This window comes from Sphingobium sp. TomTYG75, from assembly GCF_054771635.1.
Genome location: NZ_BSRE01000001.1, coordinates 304044 through 322089 on the forward strand (window position 1 = coordinate 304044; position 18046 = coordinate 322089).

Below are 18046 nucleotides of genomic sequence, written 5' to 3' on the forward strand. Positions count from 1 at the left end.
CATTTCATCGCGATGCTAAACGTCCTCTCGGTCCTGATCGGCCTTTTCGCCCTCCTGCTGATGATCCCGGCATTCCTGCCGCTTCTGGGGATCGCCAACTGGCTGCTGGTGCCGATCGCACTGTTTGGCGCCGTGATCGGGATATTATCGACCCGTAACAGCGGCCGCAACCTGTGCCTCATCGTCGCGGCGATCGGTGCGTTCCGCCTGTTTCTGGGCGGAGGCATTTTCTGAACCCGCATGATCAGCAGCTAAGGACGGGCCTGATCGCTGCGGTGGCGGCCTATGGGCTCTGGGGCCTGCTGCCCATCTTTTTCAAGCTGCTCCACTCCGTGACCCCGGTAGAGGTCGTGGCGCAGCGGGTCATATGGTCGCTCGTCCTGATCGTCGGCGTCCTGGCGGCACGGCGGAACTTGGGCGCGCTTGGCGCAGCATTGCGCGACAGGCGGATCGTCCTGCCCCTCACCGCATCCGCGCTGTTTATCGGGTTCAACTGGCTGGTCTATGTATGGTCGGTCAATAACGGCCACGTCATCGCTGCCAGCCTTGGCTATTTCCTCAATCCACTGGTCAATGTCGCGCTCGGCGTCCTCGTGCTGAAGGAAAGACTGCGGCGTGGGCAAGCCATAGCCATCACGATTGCTGCCGTGGGCGTGGCCATCATGGCGGCGGCGGCCTTCACCACCCTGTGGATCAGCGTCGGTCTGGCGGTCAGCTTTGCCTTGTACGGCCTTGTCCGCAAATTGACCCCGGTTGCGCCGATGGTTGGCCTGGGGGCGGAAACGCTGCTGCTTGCGCCGCTCGCTCTTGCATATCTGCTGTGGCTGTGGGGCCATGGTGGCATCAGCCTTGGGCAGGACAGCTATACCAGCAGCCTTCTGATCTTCTCGGGCGCCTTGACGACGGTGCCGCTGATCCTGTTCGCCATGGCTGCGCAGCGCCTGCCGCTTACGACGCTCGGCCTCATCCAATATCTCGCGCCCACGCTGCAATTCCTGTGCGGCGTGCTGCTCTATGGGGAGAAACTGACGCAGGGACAGATGATCAGCTTCGCGCTGATCTGGCTGGGCCTCATCCTGTTCGCAACCGACAGCCTCGCTGCCGCCCGCAAGAACAGGCTGGCGGCGGCGTAGGCCGGGGCGTTCAGGCGAACTCGGTCGCCTCAAAGCGCACGGCTTCGCCCACCGCTTCATTGGCCAGCGTATCTTCCCACATGACCCGGTTTCCGCGCACGATGGTTCCCACGGCCTTGCCGGTCAGGTCCACGCCTTCAAAGGGCGACCAGTTGCAGCGCGAGGAAAGCCAATCACTGCCCACCGTCCACCGTTTCTTGAGGTCCACCACCGTGAAGTCGGCATCATAGCCAATCGCGATCCGCCCCTTGCCGACAAGCCCGAACACGCGCTGCGGCCCGGACGAGGTCAGTTCGATAAACCGCCGCAGCGACAAACGCCCCTCCGCCACATGGTTGAGCAGCAACGGCACCAGCGTCTGGACGCCCGGCATGCCGCTGGGCGATGCGGGATAGGTTTTCGCCTTTTCCTCGATCGTATGCGGCGCATGGTCGCTGCCCAGCACATCGGGCACGCCCTGATTGAGCCAATGCCACAGGCCATCGCGATGCGCCGCCGAGCGGATCGGCGGGTTCATCTGCGCATAGGTGCCGAGACGCGGATAGGCATCCTCCGCCGCCAGCGTCAGATGCTGCGGCGTCACTTCGCAGGTGGCGATATCCTTATGCCCGGCGATATATTCCAGCTCCGCAGGCGTCGTCACATGCAGAATATGGATGCGCCGCCGCGCCTTGCGAGCAAGGCCGATGATACGCTTCGTCGCGATCATCGCGCTTTCATCATCGCGCCAGACGGGATGAGAGGAAGGATCGCCCTCCACCCGCAAATCCTTGCGCGCATTCATCCGCGCCTCATCCTCGGCATGGATGGCGACGCGCCGCGTGCCGCTCGCCAACACACGCGACAGCGCCGCGTCGTCGTCCACCAACAGGCTGCCGGTCGATGCGCCCATGAAGATCTTCACGCCCGCCGTGCCGGGAATACGCTCCAGCTCCTTCAGCGCTTCGGCGTTGTCCGCCGTCGCTCCGACATAAAAGGCATGGTCGCACCACATGCGGCGATGAGCACGGGCCAGCTTGTCATGCACACGCTCGGCGCTGTCCGTATTCGGGTTGGTGTTCGGCATCTCGAACACAGAAGTGATCCCGCCCAGCACGGCGGAGCGGCTGCCTGATTCGAGGTCTTCCTTATGCTCAAGGCCCGGCTCGCGGAAATGGACCTGGCTGTCGATGCAGCCGGGCAGCACGTCCAGCCCCGTGCAGTCGATCACCTCGCCCGCGTCGCCAAGGGACGATCCGATCGCCACGATCTTGCCGCCGCGCACGCCGACATCGGTCTGCTCGGACCCGCCGGGCGTGTGGACGGTGCCGTTCTTCAGGATCAGGTCGAAATTCTGGGACATGATTGCTCGCCGCTTGGATATGGTCGGCGTCTGTCCTACCTAAAGCCGATGACCGGCACCACCCTAACCGACCGCGCGCTACTCAGAATTTCGGGCGAAGAGGCGCGGTCCTTCCTGCAAGGCCTGCTGACCCGCGACGTCCTGACGCTCAAGGCGAACGAACCACGCTGGACCGGGCTCCTGACGCCGCAGGGCAAGGCGCTGTACGACTTCATTCTATGGGCCGATGGCGACGATGTGCTGATCGATTGCGAGGCGGCCCAGGCCGACGCGCTGGCCAAGCGGCTCACCCTCTACCGTCTCCGCCGCAAGGTGACGATCGCACGGGAGGATGCACTTGCGGTCCACTGGTCGCTCGCAGCCACTCACAAGCCCCTCGACCCGCGCCTCGCCGATCTCGGCCATCGCTGGCTCGCCCCCCTCGCATCGGACGACGCTTCCGCCCCCTTCCGCGCTCACCGCCTGTCGCTCGGCGTTTTCGAAGGCACGGGCGAGCTTGGCCAAGACCAGACACTCTGGCTGGAGACCAATGCGGGCGAATTGCGTGGCGTTGACTTCGACAAGGGCTGCTACGTCGGTCAGGAAAACACCGCCCGCATGCATTATCGCAGCAAGGTGAACCGCCGCCTTGTCGCCGTGCCCTTGGCCAACGCCGACGAGAAGCGCCAACGCGCCGCCCTGCCTGACCTTGGTCTATCTATCGAGCTGCGCCGCGTCGAAGACATCGATCCCGCAACCCTGCCCCCATGGCTCGCCGCCGCCATTGCGGAGCAAGCCGCCGAATGAAGCGCTTCTTGCTCGCCCTGCTCGGGGCTTTCAGCATCGCCGTGCCCGCATGGGCCGATACGCCCTGGACGCTGGTCAAAGCCTATCCTCACGATCCCAAGGCCTTTACCGAGGGCCTCTTCTTCCACGACGGCGCCCTCTACGAAAGCACCGGCCTGGAGGGCCAATCGCAAATCCGCAAGGTCTCGCTTGAGGACGGCAAAGTCCTCCAAAGCCGCACCCTCGCTCCGCAATATTTCGGCGAGGGCATCGTTAACTGGAAAGACCGGCTGATCAGCCTAACCTGGCGCCATCGTCAGGGCTTCGTCTGGAAAATCAATGGTTTCTCGCCACTTTCCCAGTTTCGCTATGAAGGCGAAGGCTGGGGCCTGACCCAGGACGGCCACAGCCTGATCATGAGCGATGGCACCTCGCAGCTTCGCTTCCTCGACCCGGAAACGCTTGGCGAGACGCGCCGCATCTCCGTGACCTTCAACGGCCGTCCGGTCGAGCGCCTGAACGAACTGGAATATGTGAAGGGCGAGCTGTGGGCGAACATCTGGTATGACACCCGCATCGCCCGTATCGATCCCGCGACCGGCAATGTCATCGACTGGATCGACATTGCCCCCCTAATCCGGGAAAGCGGCGTCGCTGATAGCGAAGGCGTACCCAACGGCATCGCCTATGACCAAAAGCGCGACCGCATCTTCGTCACGGGTAAATATTGGCCAAAGCTGTTCGAGATACGCCTGAAAAAGCAAAGCAAGGACGCGCGCTAACTAGCCTTCTTGCGCCGCGTTTCCCATCCCTTCTTCGCCGCCGCAGATCGATCCGCCGCCGACCGCCCAGCCGAAGCGGTGCCGCCCTTTCGCCCGCCCTTGCGCGAGGAAACATGAGTGTCAGGCTTCCCCCGCCCCGACCCGGACTTGTTTCCGCCGCCGGATTCCTTGTTCACCGTGGCCCAGGCCCGCCGTTCCGCCTCCTTCCGGGAAACGCCGCGATCTTCATATCCTTCCTCGATATGCTCGGCCTTACGCTTTTGCTTGTCGGTATAACTGCCCTTGTCGCCACGCGGCATGATCCATCTCCTGTCAGCGGCTCCCTCACCGCCTTCCAACGATCATTCGGCCATCGCGTTCACAACGCTGCGCTTGCGTCACGAAACAGGCGGAACGGAAGCTGATGGGCGGGCGTTCCCCGGCTATGGAACAGCGCACCCTTATCGAACGGCTGGCCCGCCATCTCGCCGCGCATGAACCCGATCAGTGGCAGGCGCACGTAGCCGACGCGGCCAGCATCCTCGCCATCATCAAGGACCCTGACCCTGCCATGCGCGAGGCAGGTGACGAAGCTCAATGGCGCGCTATGATCAACGCCGCGCTTCGGGAGCGGTGGGCAGTCACTACTCACCCGGGAGGCGACCATGCTGAACCCGGCACCGATGAAGAGGGCGAATTTTCCCTTCATCCCCATGGCGTTACCCAGGACCGTGCCGACTGGGTCCATGTTCATGACAGGCAGGAGAAATCATCATGAAGGGGTTGTTGAAGCTGGCATTTCTTGGCGGGCTGGGCGCTGTGGCATGGCGTAGCTGGAAAGACCGGAAGGCCCCAGCTGAGCTTGACGATCGCGCGCCGGTGGGATCGTCGGGAATCATTCGGGATGCCGGTCCCGCGGAACAGCATATCGCAGCAAGCGATTGGGACATGGTCGACGAGCAGGCGGACGAATCCTTCCCCGCAAGCGATCCGCCCGGCAACTATCGCGGCATCGCCTGACCTGTTCCCACTGGCGCGGTTGTTGCCCCTGACCGACCCGGCCTCTATGAGACGGGGCGGTAATGGCCGCACATCGCCATCGACCTACAAAAGGGGAAATCCAGCAAATGCCTTCGGGTCTCATCGCGCTGCTCGACGACGTAGCGGGAATAGCCAAGCTCACAGCCACGTCTCTGGACGATGTCGCCGCAGCCGCAGGTAAGGCCGGGTCGAAGGCGGCCGGGGTCGTCATCGACGACGCAGCGGTGACGCCCCGCTATGTCATGGGGCTGACGCCGGATCGCGAGCTTCCGATCATCTGGAAGATCGCGCGCGGATCGCTGCGTAACAAGCTGCTGTTCCTCCTCCCCGCCGCCCTGCTGCTGAGCGCCTTCGCGCCCTGGCTTCTCCCGCCATTGCTGATGCTGGGCGGCGCATTCCTCTGCTTTGAGGCCGTCGAAAAGCTGCTGGAGGCGGTTCAAGGCGGGCATGACGTCGCGCAGGAAGCGCTCACCACCCACAGTTCGCAAGAGCTGGAGGACCAGAAGGTTTCGGGCGCCATCCGCACCGACTTCATCCTTTCCGGCGAGATCATGGCAATCGCGCTCGGCACCGTGGCAGCAGAACCGCTTTGGGAACAGGCGCTGATCCTGGTCGTCGTCGCCATCCTCATCACAGCGGGCGTCTATGGCGTCGTCGGCTTCATCGTGAAGATGGACGACATCGGCCTGCATCTGACCGAACGCCCGTCACCAACAGCGCGCAGCGTGGGACGCGGGCTGGTCCATGCCATGCCCATCCTGATGAAGATGCTGTCCGTGGTTGGTACAGCCGCCATGTTGTGGGTCGGCGGCGGCCTGATCGTTCACGGATTGCATGAGTTCCACTGGGACCTGATCCCCGGCGCCATCCACCATGTTGCGCAAAGCGTGGCGGCTACCGCGCCCGCCATCGGTCCCTTCCTCGATTGGACCGTGAACGCAATCGGCGGAGCCATCGTCGGGCTGGTCATCGGCGGGATCATCGTTGCGGCGCTGCACCTATTCAAAAAGCACTGAAGCACGCGGCACGCCGGACATTCGATCAATGAATAACATGGGAACGCCGCAGCACCGTTCACCCTGGCGCGTCGAGGCCGTCGCCCTGCTCGCCCTTGCGCTGCCGATGATCGCGGGGAATGTCGCCTGGGCAGGGATAGCCGCGACCGACCTTTTGCTGATCGGCCGTCTGGGCGCGCAAAGCGTCGCGGCGGGCGCGCTCGCCATCAACCTGTTCCAGGCCCTGCTCATATTCGGCATGGGCCTAGTCACAGCAGCCGCGCCGCTGATCGCCAATGAGCGTGGCCGCCGCCGCCATTCCGTCCGCGACGTCCGCCGCACGGTCCAACAGACGCTGCGTGCCGCCTTTCTCTTCGTACTCCCCGCCTGGGCGCTGCTCTGGCAGAGCGAAGCCATTCTCCTCGCCATGGGGCAGCAGCCCGACCTTGCCCATCAGGCCGGAGTTATGATGCGCGGGCTGCAATGGGCGCTGCTTCCTTTCCTCGCCTTCTCGACACTGCGCAATTTCATGTCGGCGCTCGAGCGGCCCGTCTGGGCCGTGGTCGTCATGCTGCTTGCCATACCCTTCAACCTCTTCGCGGGCTGGGTTCTGATCTTTGGCAAGCTGGGCATGCCAGCCCTTGGCCTTTTAGGCGCGGGACTGGCCAGCACCCTGTCCTCCTGTTTCCTTTTCTTGAGCCTTCTGGCGGTGATCCTGATCGACCGGCGCTTCCGCCGCTATCGGGTGATGGGCCGCTTCTGGGCTAACGACCAGGACCGGCATCGCGCCGTCTGGGCGCTGGGCCTACCGATCGCGATCACTGTGGGTTTTGAGACGACGGTGTTCAACGCCTCGGCCTTGCTCATGGGCCTCATCGGCCGCGATTCCCTCGCCGCGCATGCCGTCGCGATTCAAATCGCCGCGCTTCTCTTCATGGTGCCCATGGGCATAGGTCAGGCCGCCACGGTACGAGTCGGCCTCGCTCAGGGACGCGGCGATGCTGCCGAAATTGGGCGCGCGGGCTGGCTCGCCCTACTGCTGGGTTTCGGATTCGCGCTGGCCGCCGCCATCCTGCTTATCACCGTGCCCCGTCTGCTGATCGGCGCCTTCCTAGACCTGAATGATCCTGCAAACACTCAAACGGCGGCGCTGGCCGTCAGCTTCCTCGCCGTGGCCGCGTTGTTTCAATTGGTGGATGCCACACAGGCGGTCGCCGCCGGTGTCCTGCGCGGTCTGCACGATACGAAGGTGCCGATGATCTTCGCGCTGATCGGCTACTGGATCATCGGGGTGGGCGTGGGAACGGTCCTGGCATTCCCGCTCGGAATGAAGGGCCTCGGCATATGGCTGGGCCTCGCCAGCGGCCTTGGTGCGGTTGCGCTGCTGCTACTCATACGCTGGACGATGCGAGAGCGTCTGGGCCTCGTCAGCTCGTCCTGAAAAGCGCCCGGATGCACTTTGCGTCGATATTGCGGCGCACAAAGCAATTGAAGACAGCCTGCGAATCGGTAATGACGAAAATCATGACTGCCCCGACGACCATTTTCGAAGCCATCGCGCTTCAGAAATGCCTGAAGGCGACCTACAATAAATTGGTCGTCAAGCTGGCGCCCCACATCCTTTACACGCGCCATGATGAGATGTTCATCGACGCCGTGACGGTGGAACGCGAAGGCGGCCCGCCGCGCGAACTGAAGCTCGGCACATTCAAGCTGGCGGGGCTCAACGACGTCACCGTGCTCGATGAGACGTTCGAGGCGATGTACGGTCTCTATAATGAGACCGACGACAAATATAAGGGCGTGACCCTCTTCGCAGTCGCGCCCGAGAGCGCAGTCGCCTGAGAACCGACGGAGCGGCCCCGGCAGGCCGCTCCTTTCATTTCTTCAGCCGATAGCCGGTACGGAAAACCCATCCGATAACTGCCAGGCACACCGCCAGCATCCCTGCGATGAACAACAGGCTGAACTCGATCCCCACGTCGCCCCGGCCGAAAAAGGTCCAGCGGAATCCCGACACCAGATAGACGATCGGGTTGAACAGCGTCACCGTGCGCCACGGCTCGGGCAGCATATGCACTGAATAGAAAGCGCCGCCCAGAAAGGTCATGGGCATGATCAGCAGAAGCGGGATCACCTGCAACTGCTCAAAGCTCTGTGCCCAGATGCCCAGGATGAACCCGAACAGGCAGAAACTGACCGCGATCAGCACCATGAACGCCACCATGGCGATCGGATGTTCGACATGAACGTCGACGAACAGATGCGCCGTCACGAATATGATCGTGCCCACGCTCAACGCCTTGGTCGCCGCCGCGCCGACATAGGCGATCACCGTTTCCGTCGCCGATACGGGCGCTGAAAGCAGCTCGTAAATGGTGCCCGCGAATTTGGGCATATAGATGCCGAAGCTCGCGTTGAAGATGCTTTCAGTGAACATTGACATCATGATGAGGCCGGGCACGATGAACGCCGCATAATCGATGCCGTCAATCTGCGTCATCCGCGACCCGATCGCGCCGCCGAACACCACGAAATACAGCGATGTCGTGATCACCGGCACCAGCAAGCCGGTCAGCAATGTGCGGCTGAACCGATGCAATTCGAATTTGTAGATCGACCAGATCGCCCGATAGTTGAAGCCGCTCATGCCACCTTCTCCTGATGGACCAGGCTGACGAAAATATCCTCCAGGCTGCTCTGCTGCGTGTTGAGGTCCTTATAGCCGATGCCCAGGTCGCCCAGCGTCCGCAACAATGAGGACACGCCCGTACGCTCGGCACGCGTATCGAAAATATATTCGATCTCATGGCCGTCGGACTTGAGCGACAAATCCCATTGGCTCAGCTCTGCCGGAAGCTGATGCAGCGGCTGGTTAAGCGCCACGGTCAGGCTCTTCTTGCCCAGCTTCTTCATCAGCGCCGTCTTTTCCTCGACCAGGATCAGTTCCCCATTGTTGATCACGCCCACCCGATCGGCCATTTCCTCGGCCTCTTCGATATAATGGGTGGTGAGGATGATGGTCACCCCCGTCTGCCGCAGTTCGCCGATCAGCTTCCACATGTCCCGGCGCAACTCAACGTCCACGCCAGCGGTCGGCTCGTCCAGAAACAGCACGCGCGGCTCATGGCTCAGCGCCTTGGCGATCATCACCCGCCGCTTCATGCCGCCGGACAGTTCAAGCATCTTGTTGTTGCGCTTGTTCCAAAGCGACAGGTCGCGCAGCACCTTTTCGATATGGGCATCGTTGCGCGGCTTGCCGAACAGCCCACGGGAAAAGCGTACCGTGTCGATCACCCGTTCAAAGGCGTCGGTGTGCAATTCCTGCGGCACCAACCCGATCGCGGAGCGCGATCCGCGATAGTCACGCACGATGTCATGCCCCGCAACGGTCACTGTTCCACCGCTCGGCCGCACATTGCCGCAGATGATGGAGATCATCGTCGTCTTGCCCGCGCCATTGGGGCCTAGCAGGGCAAAAATCTCGCCCTCCTCAATCTCAAGATCGATGCCCTTAAGCGCCTGAAAACCCGATGCGTAGCTTTTCGTCAGCCCGGAAACGGTAATGATGGACGCCATGCGCGCAAAAGCCCCTTTTTATCTGCACGCCAAGATAGGGGCGCCGGGTTCAAGCGCAACCGGCCTATTCGCCCTGGCGATGAAAGCGGAACACTGTTGCTGGCGGAAAATTGCGCACCGTCTGTCCCACGCGCGCGACTTCCAAGTCCAGCGCATACAGGACGTCACGGCTGACCGGCGGCCGCGTCGAATAGGTGAACTGGATAAAGCTGCCGCCCGGCCGCAGCATGCGGAATGCTTCGGACAGAATGTCGGCATGCACATGGCGGTCCATCGCTAGCAGCGGAAGGCCGCTTATCACCGTCTGATATTGCCCCGGCTCACCAGCCGCCGCCGTCGATACGATCTGCGCTGGCGTTTCCAGCACCGACACATGCGGAAAGTGCCGCCGCAGCCCGCGCGCGAAGGCGGGATTGATCTCCACCACCTCCAGCTTTTCCGGCGGCAGGCCCGTCTGCAGGATCGCGCGGGTGAACACGCCAGTCCCTCCGCCCAATTCCATCACCCGGCCATCAAGCGGATCAATATGCGCTACCATCAGCCGGGCAAGATAGCGGCTGCTCGGCACCACCGAGGCGGTTTGGCGCGGCTTCTTCACCCAGGCGGCCAGGAAATCCAGATATTCCGTCGCCCGCGCCCGGAATTCGCTCCGGGGCATGGCGACTGCCCGGCCACGTTTGGACTTGTCATGCATGAGCGAAAGGCGACCGGAAACATGTCATCGCGACTCCCCTTAGCGAGCCTGAAGCGCGCCGTCGATTGGCTTTAACATGTCTATAGATGGCAAATTTTTCACTTGTGCGGCGCGCGTCGCGATCCCACCGGGACCTGCCCGCAAGCCTTCCCGAACAAATATGCAGGATAATACTGAAGGTGATCGCCTCGAGATCCTGCCCCACATTACAAAAGTCAAAAATAATAGTTGATAATCAATATATTACATCGTTGCCGCAGGTTCATGCAACCTCCTCCACTATGAGCGGGTTCAACAGCAAATCATTGTTTCGGAGGAGAATTATGCGCAAAGCCATTATCGCCCTGTCGGCCCTTTCGATGGCCATCCCTGTGTCCATGGCGATCCCGACCGACGGGGCCAGCGCCCGGAAGCATCACCACTATCGCGAATGGCGTGGCCGCGACGGACGGACATATTGCCGCAAGTCCAACGGCACGACCGGCCTTATCGTCGGCGGCGTAGGCGGTGCCCTTGTAGGCCGTGCCATCGACACGCGCGGTGATCGGGCCACCGGCACGATCCTGGGCGCTGCTGGCGGCGCGCTGCTCGGCAAGGAAATCGATAGCAAGCGCCGCTGTCGCTAATCCGCCAACACACAAAAAGGGCGGCTCCCGACTGGAAGCCGCCCTTTGCACATCCCTAAAGTACCGCCGCTTACTCCGAAGAGGCTCCGCGAGCCTCTTCGACCTTAAACGCAACCGGTCGGCCGCCAGACACGCCGGACACCTTGCCGTTCTTGATCGCCAGGTTAAACGCAACGGCATCCGGATAGCGGCGGCCTGACACGAGCCGACCCGTCTTTGTATCCTTCACCTGATAGACATAGGTGTAGCCTTCATGGGTGAAGCGCTGCTTGCCTTCTTCCGCATGGACGGGGGCAAGGGCAGCGGCGACGGTGCCGACTGCACCGGTAAGAATGAATTTCGACAGCATTCGCATAGGTTTTCTCCTTGTGAATGCCGATCAAACACCTCTGCATTTCTGTTCTGTCGGTGTCGAACCTATGGGCCAGACACATGCGCGCAATCGCAAAAGGCGGATCACCAGTTGCGCCGGGCGCAACCGGCCACGCATCAAACCTCCGACATCGCCACGATGTGACTAAACTGCGCTTCGGTCAGGGGGGACACGGACAGGCGCGACTGCCGCAGCATCACCATATCGGCCAGCGCCGGGTCCGCCTTCATCGCCTTCAGCGTGACGGGCTTTTTCAGCTTTTCCTTGGGTGCGACATGCACCGCGATCCACTTGCCGCTTTCGTCGGTGCTGTCGGGCGCGGCTTCCTCGACAATCTCCATGATGCCGACCGCTTCCACACCAATATTGCTGTGGTAAAAAAAGGACAGGTCGCCCTTGCGCATCGCCTTCATGTTCAGCTGCGCGGCATGGTTGCGAACGCCATCCCACTCCGCCTTTCCTTTCTCGACCAGGTCGTCATAGGAAAAGACGTCGGGTTCCGATTTCATGAGCCAATAGTTCATGATCGCCTCCTTGCATCAGCCGCCCGGGCCGATCAAGGATCGGACGGCGCCAATTGACAGAAGGAAAGCCGAAACTTGCCGCACGCACCGCTTGAACAGGTTCCACTGCTGTCCCTCACCGCGATGGCTAAGCCGGATTTTGCAACAGCGCTCGGCGATTCGTTCCGGCAATTCGGCTTCGCCATGGTGAAGGACCACGGCATGGATGCCGCCCTGATCAACAATGGCTGGAGGCTCGCCCGCGCCTTCTTCGCCCTGCCGGAGGATGTAAAGCGCCGCTACGATGCCAGCAGCAATGGCGGCCAGCGAGGCTACACGGCGTTCGGCAGGGAAATCGCCAAGGGCGCGAGCGAGAATGACCTCAAGGAATTCTGGCATGTCGGCCGCGACCTACCCGCAGGACACCCCCTTGGCACCACCATGCCGCCAAACATCTGGCCCGAAGAAATACCGGAATTTCAATCCACTTTAGGCCGTCTTTATGCAGAGTTCGACCGCATAGGCGCCCAGCTTCTCGCCGCGATCGCCCTCTATCTCGACTTGCCCGAACATTGGTTCGACAACGCTATCGAAAACGGCAATTCGATCCTGCGCCTGTTGCACTACCCGCCAGTTTCGCCCGAAGGCCCCGGCATCCGTGCGGGCGCGCATGAGGATATCAACCTCATCACCCTACTGCTCGGCGCGGAAGAAGGCGGGCTGGAGATCAAGGACCGCCAGGGCCACTGGCTCCCCGTCATACCTCCACCCGGCGCGCTGGCAATCAATGTCGGCGACATGCTCCAGCGGCTGACCAACCACCGCCTGCGATCAACCAGCCACCGGGTCGTCAATCCTCCGCCGGAGCGGCGCGGCGTCGCGCGCTATTCCATGCCCTTCTTCCTGCACCTGCGGCCAGATTTCCTGATCGAACCGCTGCCGCAATGCGTGGATGCGGACCACCCGCGCCGGGACCCGCCGATCACCGCGCACGACTATCTGACCGAGCGCCTGCGCGAGATCGGACTGGTGAAGGGCTGAACGCCCGTCAGCTCACTTACGCCACCGGCCAAGCGTGATGCCGATTTCCTCACCCTTCTCGCTCAGCGCCAGCTTGATGATCTTCACCTCGACATGCAGCACCTTGTCATCCTGAAGGAAGATGGTGTCGATGATATGGTCCGCCACGGCCTCGATCAGCGTGAAATGCTGTCCTTCCGGCAATGCGCTCGTGGCGGCATGCTTCAGGTCCATGTAATTTTTCGAACGGGATAACGGCGTATCCAGCTCATAATGGTCAGCGACCTTCAACTGCGCGCGGATGGAAATGCGCAGCGGCTGCGGCAGATGGGTTTCTTCCGAATAGATGCCCGTCAGGACATCGACGTCCAGATGATTGACCTCCAGCGTCAGAAAATCGTCAAATCCGCGGTCCATGGCTTTCCTGCTGCTGGCGATGGCCAGAATAGACTTTAATTTTGCGGAACAGGCGTTAATCCCGCCGCTCCGGCGCGGTCCATGCGCCATTGACGGCGGATCGGCAAGACGTGTCTCATATTGTGCCCCTTAACATCGTGGCGGAAGAGGCGATTGAGCAACTGCTCGACGCCGCCTTTGGCCCCGACAGGCACGGCCGCACCGCCTATCTGATCCGCGACGGCATGCCTTGGGTGCCTGAGCTGTCCTTCGGCATGATGGATGAACATGGCGAGCTGGCCGGTTCGCTCCAAAGCTGGCCAGTGGCCCTCACCCATGCCGACGGAACGCACACACCGCTCATCATGGTCGGCCCGGTCGCTGTCTCCCCCACCCTCCAACGCACCGGCCACGGCCGCGCGCTGATGGATGCGGTCGTCAATGCCGCTCGCGCCCACCATAGCGATCCGCTGATGATGATCGGCGATCCCGAATATTATGGCCGCTTCTGGGGCTTTTCCGCTGCATCCACGGGCGGCTGGACCTGCCCCGGCCCCTATGAAGCGCGCCGACTACTCGCTCTTTCGGTCGATGGAGCCGCGATCGGCGGCGAAGGGATGCTTGGGCCGCGAATCACCACTCCAATGTGATTTCCCTTTTGCCTTCGGCGCCACGCGATCCTATCTCGACGCCATGCCGATGGACCCGCCACCTGATCTTGCCAACCTGTCGCTGGCCGACATAGCCCGTCTGGTCGAGGAAAAGCGGCTGCCGCCCGTCGAAAAGTGGAATCCCGACCATTGCGGCGACAGCGAAATGCGCATCGCCCGCGACGGCACATGGTTTCATCAGGGTTCGCCCATCGGCCGCGAAGCCATGGTCCGCCTCTTCTCGACGATCCTGCGGCGTGAAAAGGATGGCTCCTATGTCCTTGTAACGCCAGTTGAAAAGCTGTCGATAGAGGTGGACGACGCCCCCTTCCTCGCCGTCGAGCTAAAGAGCGAGGGCGAAGGCCGCGACCGCGCCCTCGCCCTTCGCCTCAACACAGGCGACCTGATCCCCGCAGGCCCCGAAAACCCGCTCGTCATCCGGGAAACGGCCGATGGCCCGCACCCCTATCTGCACGTACGTGGCGGGCTTGAGGCGTTGGTTAACCGCAGCGTCTATTATGAGCTGATGAACCTCGCGCTGGACGAAGCAAGCGATCCGGTTGGCCTCTGGAGCAATGGCGCCTTCTACCCATTGGACGGCTCCGCATGACCTTGGCCGACCGCGTCCGCGCCGCGCTTGCCGAAGGACATGCGCGCGAAGTCGGGCTCATGCTATCGGACACACGAGATCCCCGCATCGACGGCGAACTCGTTCTTGCGCCCGCCGCCGTGCTCGTCGCCATCACTGACCGACCGGAGCCCGGCCTCATCCTCACCGAGCGCGCGGCTTCCCTGCGCAAACATGCGGGGCAGATCGCCTTCCCCGGCGGCCGCGTCGATCAGGAAGACGCCAGCGAGATCGCCGGAGCGCTGCGGGAGGCGCACGAAGAAATCGGGCTGCTCCCTAGCTTCGTGGACGTCATCGGCACGACCGACCGCTATCACACCTTCACCGGCTTCGACATTGTGCCCGTGCTGGGCGTCATCCCGCCCGACCTACCGCTCATGCCACAGGCAAACGAGGTCGCTGATTGGTTCGAACTGCCCCTCTCCTTTGCGCTCGATCCCGCAAACCGGGTCAGCCATTCCGCCCATTATCAAGGTGTTGAACGGCACTATTATGAAATAATGTGGAATGAGCGCCGTATCTGGGGCATCACCGCCGCCATACTCGCCAACCTGTCGCGGAGGCTTGATCTTGACCGCCTATTTGCCTGACGCCGACTGGCGCCACCGGCCCGGCCTTGACGGCCTGCTCGCCGCGTTGGGGGCGGAACAGGGCCTTGCCCGCTATGTCGGCGGCGCGGTGCGCGACGGACTGCTTGGACTTCCCGTCAATGATCTCGACATCGCCACGGCGCTGGAGCCGCAAGAGGTGATGGAGCGCCTGAAGGCCGCCGGGATAAAGGCTGTGCCCACGGGCATAGACCATGGCACGATCACGGCGGTGATCGGGGGATGGCCGGTCGAAATCACCACCTTGCGCCGCGACGTCAGCACGGACGGCCGCCGTGCGACCATCGCCTACACCACCGACTGGCGGGAGGATGCGGCACGGCGCGATTTCACCATCAATGCGCTGTACGCCGATCCCCACACCCATGAAGTGACCGACTTTTTCGGCGGCGTGGATGACCTTGCGGCAGGCCGTGTCCGCTTCATCGGCAGCGCGGCCGAGCGGATCGCAGAGGATCATCTGCGCATCCTGCGCTATTTCCGCTTCCTCGCCCGCTTCGGCAGCGACACGCCGGATGAGCAGGCATATGCCGCCTGCCGCACCGCCGCCAACAGCCTGATGGCCCTGTCGCGTGAGCGTATCGCCGATGAGCTGATGAAGCTCCTCGCCCTTCCCGATCCTTTCGCCTCGCTCCAATTGATGATCGAAGGCGGCATCCTCCTTCCTGTTCTTCCGGAAATCGACGGGGACGGACTTGCTCGACTGGGGCAGTTGACGGCGCGCGAAGCCGACGCTGGCATTCCGTACGCTGCGCTGCGCCGCCTGTCTGCCTTGCTCCCCCCCGACCCGCGCACCGCCGATGCCGTGGGCGCCCGTCTCAAACTGTCCAACAAGGCGCGAAAACGCCTCGCCCTCGCGCTGGAGCCTTATAAGGCGGCCCCATCGCTCAAGGCGCTCGCCTTCACCATCGGCGTCGAAGGTGCAATCGACCGCATCCTGCTCGACCCCATGTCATCCCTCGACAGCATCGCCTCGCTCGAAGGCTGGACCCCGCCGCAACTTCCGATAGGCGGAGGTGCCCTGATCGCGCGCGGCCTGCCGCCCGGCCCCGAGGTCGCCAAGGCGCTGGGCGAGGTGCAGCGTATCTGGGTAGAAGAAGGTTTCCCGGAGGCAGGCCGGGTCGATCAGATCGCGGATCAGACCGTTTCGAAATTCCAGCGCGCGCGCCAGTAATCGAACGCGTCATTTTCGAGCATCGGGCGCGCGAAATAAAAGCCCTGCCCGTGGCTGCATCGCATAGATTGCAGCGCATGCGCCAGTTCCTGCGTCTCCACCCCTTCGGCGGTGACATGCAGGTTCAACGATTCGGCCAGCGACAGGATGGTGCGAACGATCGCCTGCTTGTCCTTGTCATCCAGCATGTTGGTCACAAAGCTGCGGTCGATCTTCAAAATGTCGATCGGCAGGCTGTGCAAGCTGGCAAGGTTGGAATAGCCCGTGCCGAAATCGTCCATGGCGATCGGCATTTGCAGGTCCTTCAATGCAACCAGCAGCTTCCGCGCCTTGTCCGGATCGGCGATGATCGCGCTTTCCGTCAGTTCGACGGTCAGCCGCCTGCCCGACACGCCTGAATAGCGCAGCGCTTCCTCGAACATCGACGCAACATCATCGCGCGCCATCTGGATCGGCGACAGGTTCACATTGACCCCGACCGGCATTGCCTGTCCGAATTTCGCGTCCCACCGGCTCAGCGCCTGCGCCGCCTCATAAGCCGCCCACCGGCCGAGAGGCGTGATGAGGCCGCTTTCCTCGGCAACCGCAATGAACTCGCACGGGGAAACATGACCCAGTTCAGGGTCATTCCACCGGGCGAGCGCTTCAAATCCGGTAATCTCCCCCGTCTGCAACTGAATGAGCGGCTGATATGCCAAGGTAAGCTCACCTTGTGTCAACGCGGTGCGCAGGCGGCTCTCAATGGAAAAGCGCCGCTGCGCTTCCTTCAGCACGCCGTTGCGGTAGATCTCCACCTTGCCGCTACGCTTGGCGATTTTCACCGCCGCCTGCGCCTTGCGGATTATATCGTCGGGGTCATCGTCCAGGCTGGTCGCCAGAGCACATCCGATCGCGCAGTCGACCCGAATTTGCAGATCACTCAGGCGGATCGGCGAATTCAGCGCATCCCTTACCCTCTGCACGATATGAAGACAGTCCGACAAGCCATTGTTCAATCGTGCAAATATCGCAAAGTCATTGCCGCCGATCCGCGCCAGCACATCGCCCTGCCGCAGGCTCGACTTCAAACGCTTGGCAACCGTGATCAGCAGTTCATCACCCGCCATCGGCCCCAGCGATTCGTTAACCCGGCTAAATCGGCTGAGATCGATCGCGATGATCCCGAACTGCGAATTGCTCGGCCATGGAGAATTGCGCAGTCGGTCTTCGATCTCCTCGCCAAATCCCGTACGGTTCGGCAGCGCTGTCAACCCGTCGGATAGCAATTCGCGGCGTAAATTCCGTTCGGTCACGCGATCGCTAGTGCGGTCCAGCGCGGTGAAGAGAATGAGGTGCGCCGCTTCGTCAGTCGAGGGCAGCAGCCCGGCGGTGCAGGAGAAATATTCCGGCCCCAAAGGACCATCACGCCGCAATTCAAACGTGGCGGAGACGCTTTCCGAAAGCGCAACCTCGATGATCCGTTCGCGCCAGTCCTTGCAATAGGGCGACTCGGCGCCGGTATCGCCCCTGTCCAGGAAGCTGTGATAAAAAGTCTTGTTAACAGCAACGATCGACAAGTCATTGTCTTTAAAACATAACATGGCTGCGGCGTGCGGCATCGCCTCCAACCAATGCTCCATCTCCGCCAGGCAGCGCAGATGCGTGCGCTCGAACCTCGCGAGGAGGTTGTCGTCCAGCCTTTGACCTGGCCGAATACGCGCTGGCACCGTTTTCATGCCACCGGATTAGATACCAGTGGTAAATTTTCAGGAAATGACC

General features: G+C 62.2%; 24 protein-coding genes. 14 read left to right on the forward strand and 10 right to left on the reverse strand.

Going from position 1 to position 18046, the window contains the following annotated elements; translation table 11 throughout:
• Nucleotides 1–12: 12 nt before the first annotated feature.
• Both ACYU81_RS01445 and rarD read left to right on the forward strand, forming a co-directional pair.
• Nucleotides 13–234, forward strand: coding sequence for a hypothetical protein (locus ACYU81_RS01445; RefSeq protein WP_196225858.1), 222 nt, complete (start codon nucleotides 13–15; stop codon nucleotides 232–234).
• Entirely contained in the window at nucleotides 231–1133 is a 903-nt protein-coding gene (rarD, locus tag ACYU81_RS01450; protein ID WP_460988089.1) for an EamA family transporter RarD, read from the forward strand. The genes ACYU81_RS01445 and rarD overlap by 4 nt, the downstream gene beginning before the upstream one ends.
• A 10-nt stretch (nucleotides 1134–1143) precedes the next feature.
• Here the strand turns inward: rarD and ACYU81_RS01455 are convergent, their stop codons facing one another.
• Complete coding sequence (locus tag ACYU81_RS01455; protein WP_460986028.1) at nucleotides 1144–2475, reverse strand: dihydroorotase; 1332 nt, start codon at nucleotides 2473–2475, stop codon at nucleotides 1144–1146.
• Between the two features lie 48 nt (nucleotides 2476–2523).
• Between ACYU81_RS01455 and ygfZ the strand changes: the two genes are divergently transcribed.
• Both ygfZ and ACYU81_RS01465 read left to right on the forward strand, forming a co-directional pair.
• Entirely contained in the window at nucleotides 2524–3261 is a 738-nt protein-coding gene (gene ygfZ, locus ACYU81_RS01460; protein ID WP_460986029.1) for a CAF17-like 4Fe-4S cluster assembly/insertion protein YgfZ, read from the forward strand.
• The gene (locus ACYU81_RS01465; protein WP_460986030.1) at nucleotides 3258–4022 is read left to right on the forward strand and encodes a glutaminyl-peptide cyclotransferase; all 765 of its coding nucleotides are present in this window, start codon (nucleotides 3258–3260) and stop codon (nucleotides 4020–4022) included. Before ygfZ ends, ACYU81_RS01465 begins: the two co-directional genes overlap by 4 nt.
• Here ACYU81_RS01465 and ACYU81_RS01470 read toward each other — a convergent pair.
• Together ACYU81_RS01470 and ACYU81_RS01475 are read right to left on the reverse strand one after the other, a co-directional pair.
• Nucleotides 4019–4321, reverse strand: a complete 303-nt coding sequence (locus ACYU81_RS01470; RefSeq protein ID WP_460986031.1) for a plasmid stabilization protein — start codon at nucleotides 4319–4321, stop codon at nucleotides 4019–4021. The genes ACYU81_RS01465 and ACYU81_RS01470 overlap by 4 nt on opposite strands.
• A gap of 59 nt (nucleotides 4322–4380) precedes the next feature.
• Complete coding sequence (locus tag ACYU81_RS01475) at nucleotides 4381–4755, reverse strand: hypothetical protein (protein ID WP_460986032.1); 375 nt, start codon at nucleotides 4753–4755, stop codon at nucleotides 4381–4383.
• Nucleotides 4756–4775: 20 nt separating this feature from the next.
• Between ACYU81_RS01475 and ACYU81_RS01480 the strand changes: the two genes are divergently transcribed.
• From ACYU81_RS01480 to ACYU81_RS01495, 4 genes are all read left to right on the forward strand, one after another.
• A complete protein-coding gene (locus tag ACYU81_RS01480) occupies nucleotides 4776–5021 on the forward strand; it encodes a hypothetical protein (protein WP_460986033.1) in 246 nt (81 codons plus the stop codon).
• Nucleotides 5022–5128: 107 nt separating this feature from the next.
• On the forward strand, nucleotides 5129–6058 hold the full coding sequence (locus ACYU81_RS01485) for a DUF808 domain-containing protein (protein WP_460986034.1): 930 nt from the start codon (nucleotides 5129–5131) through the stop codon (nucleotides 6056–6058).
• A gap of 28 nt (nucleotides 6059–6086) precedes the next feature.
• The gene (locus tag ACYU81_RS01490) at nucleotides 6087–7478 is read left to right on the forward strand and encodes an MATE family efflux transporter (protein ID WP_460986035.1); all 1392 of its coding nucleotides are present in this window, start codon (nucleotides 6087–6089) and stop codon (nucleotides 7476–7478) included.
• Nucleotides 7479–7561: 83 nt separating this feature from the next.
• Nucleotides 7562–7882: a hypothetical protein gene (locus tag ACYU81_RS01495; protein ID WP_196225850.1), complete on the forward strand. Its 321-nt coding sequence runs from the start codon at nucleotides 7562–7564 to the stop codon at nucleotides 7880–7882.
• Nucleotides 7883–7916: 34 nt separating this feature from the next.
• On the opposite strand, the gene ACYU81_RS01500 is transcribed toward ACYU81_RS01495, so the two are convergent.
• The 3 genes from ACYU81_RS01500 to ACYU81_RS01510 form a co-directional block, all read right to left on the reverse strand.
• Nucleotides 7917–8687, reverse strand: a complete 771-nt coding sequence (locus ACYU81_RS01500; protein ID WP_449473216.1) for an ABC transporter permease — start codon at nucleotides 8685–8687, stop codon at nucleotides 7917–7919.
• On the reverse strand, nucleotides 8684–9616 hold the full coding sequence (locus tag ACYU81_RS01505) for an ABC transporter ATP-binding protein (protein ID WP_460986036.1): 933 nt from the start codon (nucleotides 9614–9616) through the stop codon (nucleotides 8684–8686). Before ACYU81_RS01505 ends, ACYU81_RS01500 begins: the two co-directional genes overlap by 4 nt.
• A 64-nt stretch (nucleotides 9617–9680) precedes the next feature.
• Nucleotides 9681–10310 (reverse strand): class I SAM-dependent methyltransferase, encoded by a 630-nt coding sequence (locus ACYU81_RS01510; protein WP_460986037.1) that lies wholly within the window; start codon nucleotides 10308–10310, stop codon nucleotides 9681–9683.
• 323 nt (nucleotides 10311–10633) lie between these two features.
• Between ACYU81_RS01510 and ACYU81_RS01515 the strand changes: the two genes are divergently transcribed.
• Nucleotides 10634–10936, forward strand: a complete 303-nt coding sequence (locus tag ACYU81_RS01515; protein WP_449473222.1) for a glycine zipper 2TM domain-containing protein — start codon at nucleotides 10634–10636, stop codon at nucleotides 10934–10936.
• A 70-nt stretch (nucleotides 10937–11006) separates the two neighbouring features.
• Here the strand turns inward: ACYU81_RS01515 and ACYU81_RS01520 are convergent, their stop codons facing one another.
• Both ACYU81_RS01520 and ACYU81_RS01525 read right to left on the reverse strand, forming a co-directional pair.
• Nucleotides 11007–11291: a hypothetical protein gene (locus ACYU81_RS01520; RefSeq protein WP_460986038.1), complete on the reverse strand. Its 285-nt coding sequence runs from the start codon at nucleotides 11289–11291 to the stop codon at nucleotides 11007–11009.
• A 134-nt stretch (nucleotides 11292–11425) separates the two neighbouring features.
• The gene (locus ACYU81_RS01525) at nucleotides 11426–11833 is read right to left on the reverse strand and encodes an EVE domain-containing protein (protein ID WP_460986039.1); all 408 of its coding nucleotides are present in this window, start codon (nucleotides 11831–11833) and stop codon (nucleotides 11426–11428) included.
• A 75-nt stretch (nucleotides 11834–11908) separates the two neighbouring features.
• On the opposite strand from ACYU81_RS01525, the gene ACYU81_RS01530 reads away from it, so the two are divergent.
• Nucleotides 11909–12853 (forward strand): isopenicillin N synthase family dioxygenase, encoded by a 945-nt coding sequence (locus tag ACYU81_RS01530; RefSeq protein WP_460986040.1) that lies wholly within the window; start codon nucleotides 11909–11911, stop codon nucleotides 12851–12853.
• A 12-nt stretch (nucleotides 12854–12865) separates the two neighbouring features.
• On the opposite strand, the gene ACYU81_RS01535 is transcribed toward ACYU81_RS01530, so the two are convergent.
• On the reverse strand, nucleotides 12866–13249 hold the full coding sequence (locus tag ACYU81_RS01535; RefSeq protein ID WP_196225842.1) for a dihydroneopterin aldolase: 384 nt from the start codon (nucleotides 13247–13249) through the stop codon (nucleotides 12866–12868).
• Between the two features lie 110 nt (nucleotides 13250–13359).
• Between ACYU81_RS01535 and ACYU81_RS01540 the strand changes: the two genes are divergently transcribed.
• Genes ACYU81_RS01540 through ACYU81_RS01555 form a run of 4 tightly spaced genes read left to right on the forward strand, consistent with a single transcriptional unit; the run spans nucleotide 13360 to nucleotide 16288 of the window.
• Nucleotides 13360–13878, forward strand: coding sequence for a GNAT family N-acetyltransferase (locus ACYU81_RS01540; protein WP_460986041.1), 519 nt, complete (start codon nucleotides 13360–13362; stop codon nucleotides 13876–13878).
• A 43-nt stretch (nucleotides 13879–13921) separates the two neighbouring features.
• Nucleotides 13922–14488: a DUF1285 domain-containing protein gene (locus ACYU81_RS01545; protein WP_460986042.1), complete on the forward strand. Its 567-nt coding sequence runs from the start codon at nucleotides 13922–13924 to the stop codon at nucleotides 14486–14488.
• Nucleotides 14485–15096 (forward strand): CoA pyrophosphatase, encoded by a 612-nt coding sequence (locus tag ACYU81_RS01550; RefSeq protein ID WP_460986043.1) that lies wholly within the window; start codon nucleotides 14485–14487, stop codon nucleotides 15094–15096. The genes ACYU81_RS01545 and ACYU81_RS01550 overlap by 4 nt, the downstream gene beginning before the upstream one ends.
• Entirely contained in the window at nucleotides 15077–16288 is a 1212-nt protein-coding gene (locus ACYU81_RS01555; protein WP_460986044.1) for a CCA tRNA nucleotidyltransferase, read from the forward strand. The genes ACYU81_RS01550 and ACYU81_RS01555 overlap by 20 nt, the downstream gene beginning before the upstream one ends.
• On the opposite strand, the gene ACYU81_RS01560 is transcribed toward ACYU81_RS01555, so the two are convergent.
• Nucleotides 16252–18003 carry a putative bifunctional diguanylate cyclase/phosphodiesterase gene (locus ACYU81_RS01560; RefSeq protein WP_460986045.1) on the reverse strand — a complete coding sequence of 584 codons (1752 nt, stop codon included), beginning with the start codon at nucleotides 18001–18003 and terminating at the stop codon, nucleotides 16252–16254. The two genes, ACYU81_RS01555 and ACYU81_RS01560, sit on opposite strands and share 37 nt — an antisense overlap.
• Between the last annotated feature and the right edge of the window lie 43 nt (nucleotides 18004–18046).

Coding starts and splice junctions, on each gene's coding strand:
- ACYU81_RS01445 (WP_196225858.1), top strand. CDS start 13: ATGCTAAACGTCCTCTCGGTCCTGATCGGCCTTTTCGCCCTCCTGCTG.
- ACYU81_RS01455 (WP_460986028.1), bottom strand. CDS start 2,475: ATGTCCCAGAATTTCGACCTGATCCTGAAGAACGGCACCGTCCACACG.
- ygfZ (WP_460986029.1), top strand. CDS start 2,524: ATGACCGGCACCACCCTAACCGACCGCGCGCTACTCAGAATTTCGGGC.
- ACYU81_RS01465 (WP_460986030.1), top strand. CDS start 3,258: ATGAAGCGCTTCTTGCTCGCCCTGCTCGGGGCTTTCAGCATCGCCGTG.
- ACYU81_RS01470 (WP_460986031.1), bottom strand. CDS start 4,321: ATGCCGCGTGGCGACAAGGGCAGTTATACCGACAAGCAAAAGCGTAAG.
- ACYU81_RS01475 (WP_460986032.1), bottom strand. CDS start 4,755: ATGAACATGGACCCAGTCGGCACGGTCCTGGGTAACGCCATGGGGATG.
- ACYU81_RS01480 (WP_460986033.1), top strand. CDS start 4,776: ATGAAGGGGTTGTTGAAGCTGGCATTTCTTGGCGGGCTGGGCGCTGTG.
- ACYU81_RS01485 (WP_460986034.1), top strand. CDS start 5,129: ATGCCTTCGGGTCTCATCGCGCTGCTCGACGACGTAGCGGGAATAGCC.
- ACYU81_RS01490 (WP_460986035.1), top strand. CDS start 6,087: ATGAATAACATGGGAACGCCGCAGCACCGTTCACCCTGGCGCGTCGAG.
- ACYU81_RS01495 (WP_196225850.1), top strand. CDS start 7,562: ATGACTGCCCCGACGACCATTTTCGAAGCCATCGCGCTTCAGAAATGC.
- ACYU81_RS01500 (WP_449473216.1), bottom strand. CDS start 8,687: ATGAGCGGCTTCAACTATCGGGCGATCTGGTCGATCTACAAATTCGAA.
- ACYU81_RS01505 (WP_460986036.1), bottom strand. CDS start 9,616: ATGGCGTCCATCATTACCGTTTCCGGGCTGACGAAAAGCTACGCATCG.
- ACYU81_RS01510 (WP_460986037.1), bottom strand. CDS start 10,310: ATGCATGACAAGTCCAAACGTGGCCGGGCAGTCGCCATGCCCCGGAGC.
- ACYU81_RS01515 (WP_449473222.1), top strand. CDS start 10,634: ATGCGCAAAGCCATTATCGCCCTGTCGGCCCTTTCGATGGCCATCCCT.
- ACYU81_RS01520 (WP_460986038.1), bottom strand. CDS start 11,291: ATGCGAATGCTGTCGAAATTCATTCTTACCGGTGCAGTCGGCACCGTC.
- ACYU81_RS01525 (WP_460986039.1), bottom strand. CDS start 11,833: ATGAACTATTGGCTCATGAAATCGGAACCCGACGTCTTTTCCTATGAC.
- ACYU81_RS01535 (WP_196225842.1), bottom strand. CDS start 13,249: ATGGACCGCGGATTTGACGATTTTCTGACGCTGGAGGTCAATCATCTG.
- ACYU81_RS01545 (WP_460986042.1), top strand. CDS start 13,922: ATGCCGATGGACCCGCCACCTGATCTTGCCAACCTGTCGCTGGCCGAC.
- ACYU81_RS01550 (WP_460986043.1), top strand. CDS start 14,485: ATGACCTTGGCCGACCGCGTCCGCGCCGCGCTTGCCGAAGGACATGCG.
- ACYU81_RS01560 (WP_460986045.1), bottom strand. CDS start 18,003: ATGAAAACGGTGCCAGCGCGTATTCGGCCAGGTCAAAGGCTGGACGAC.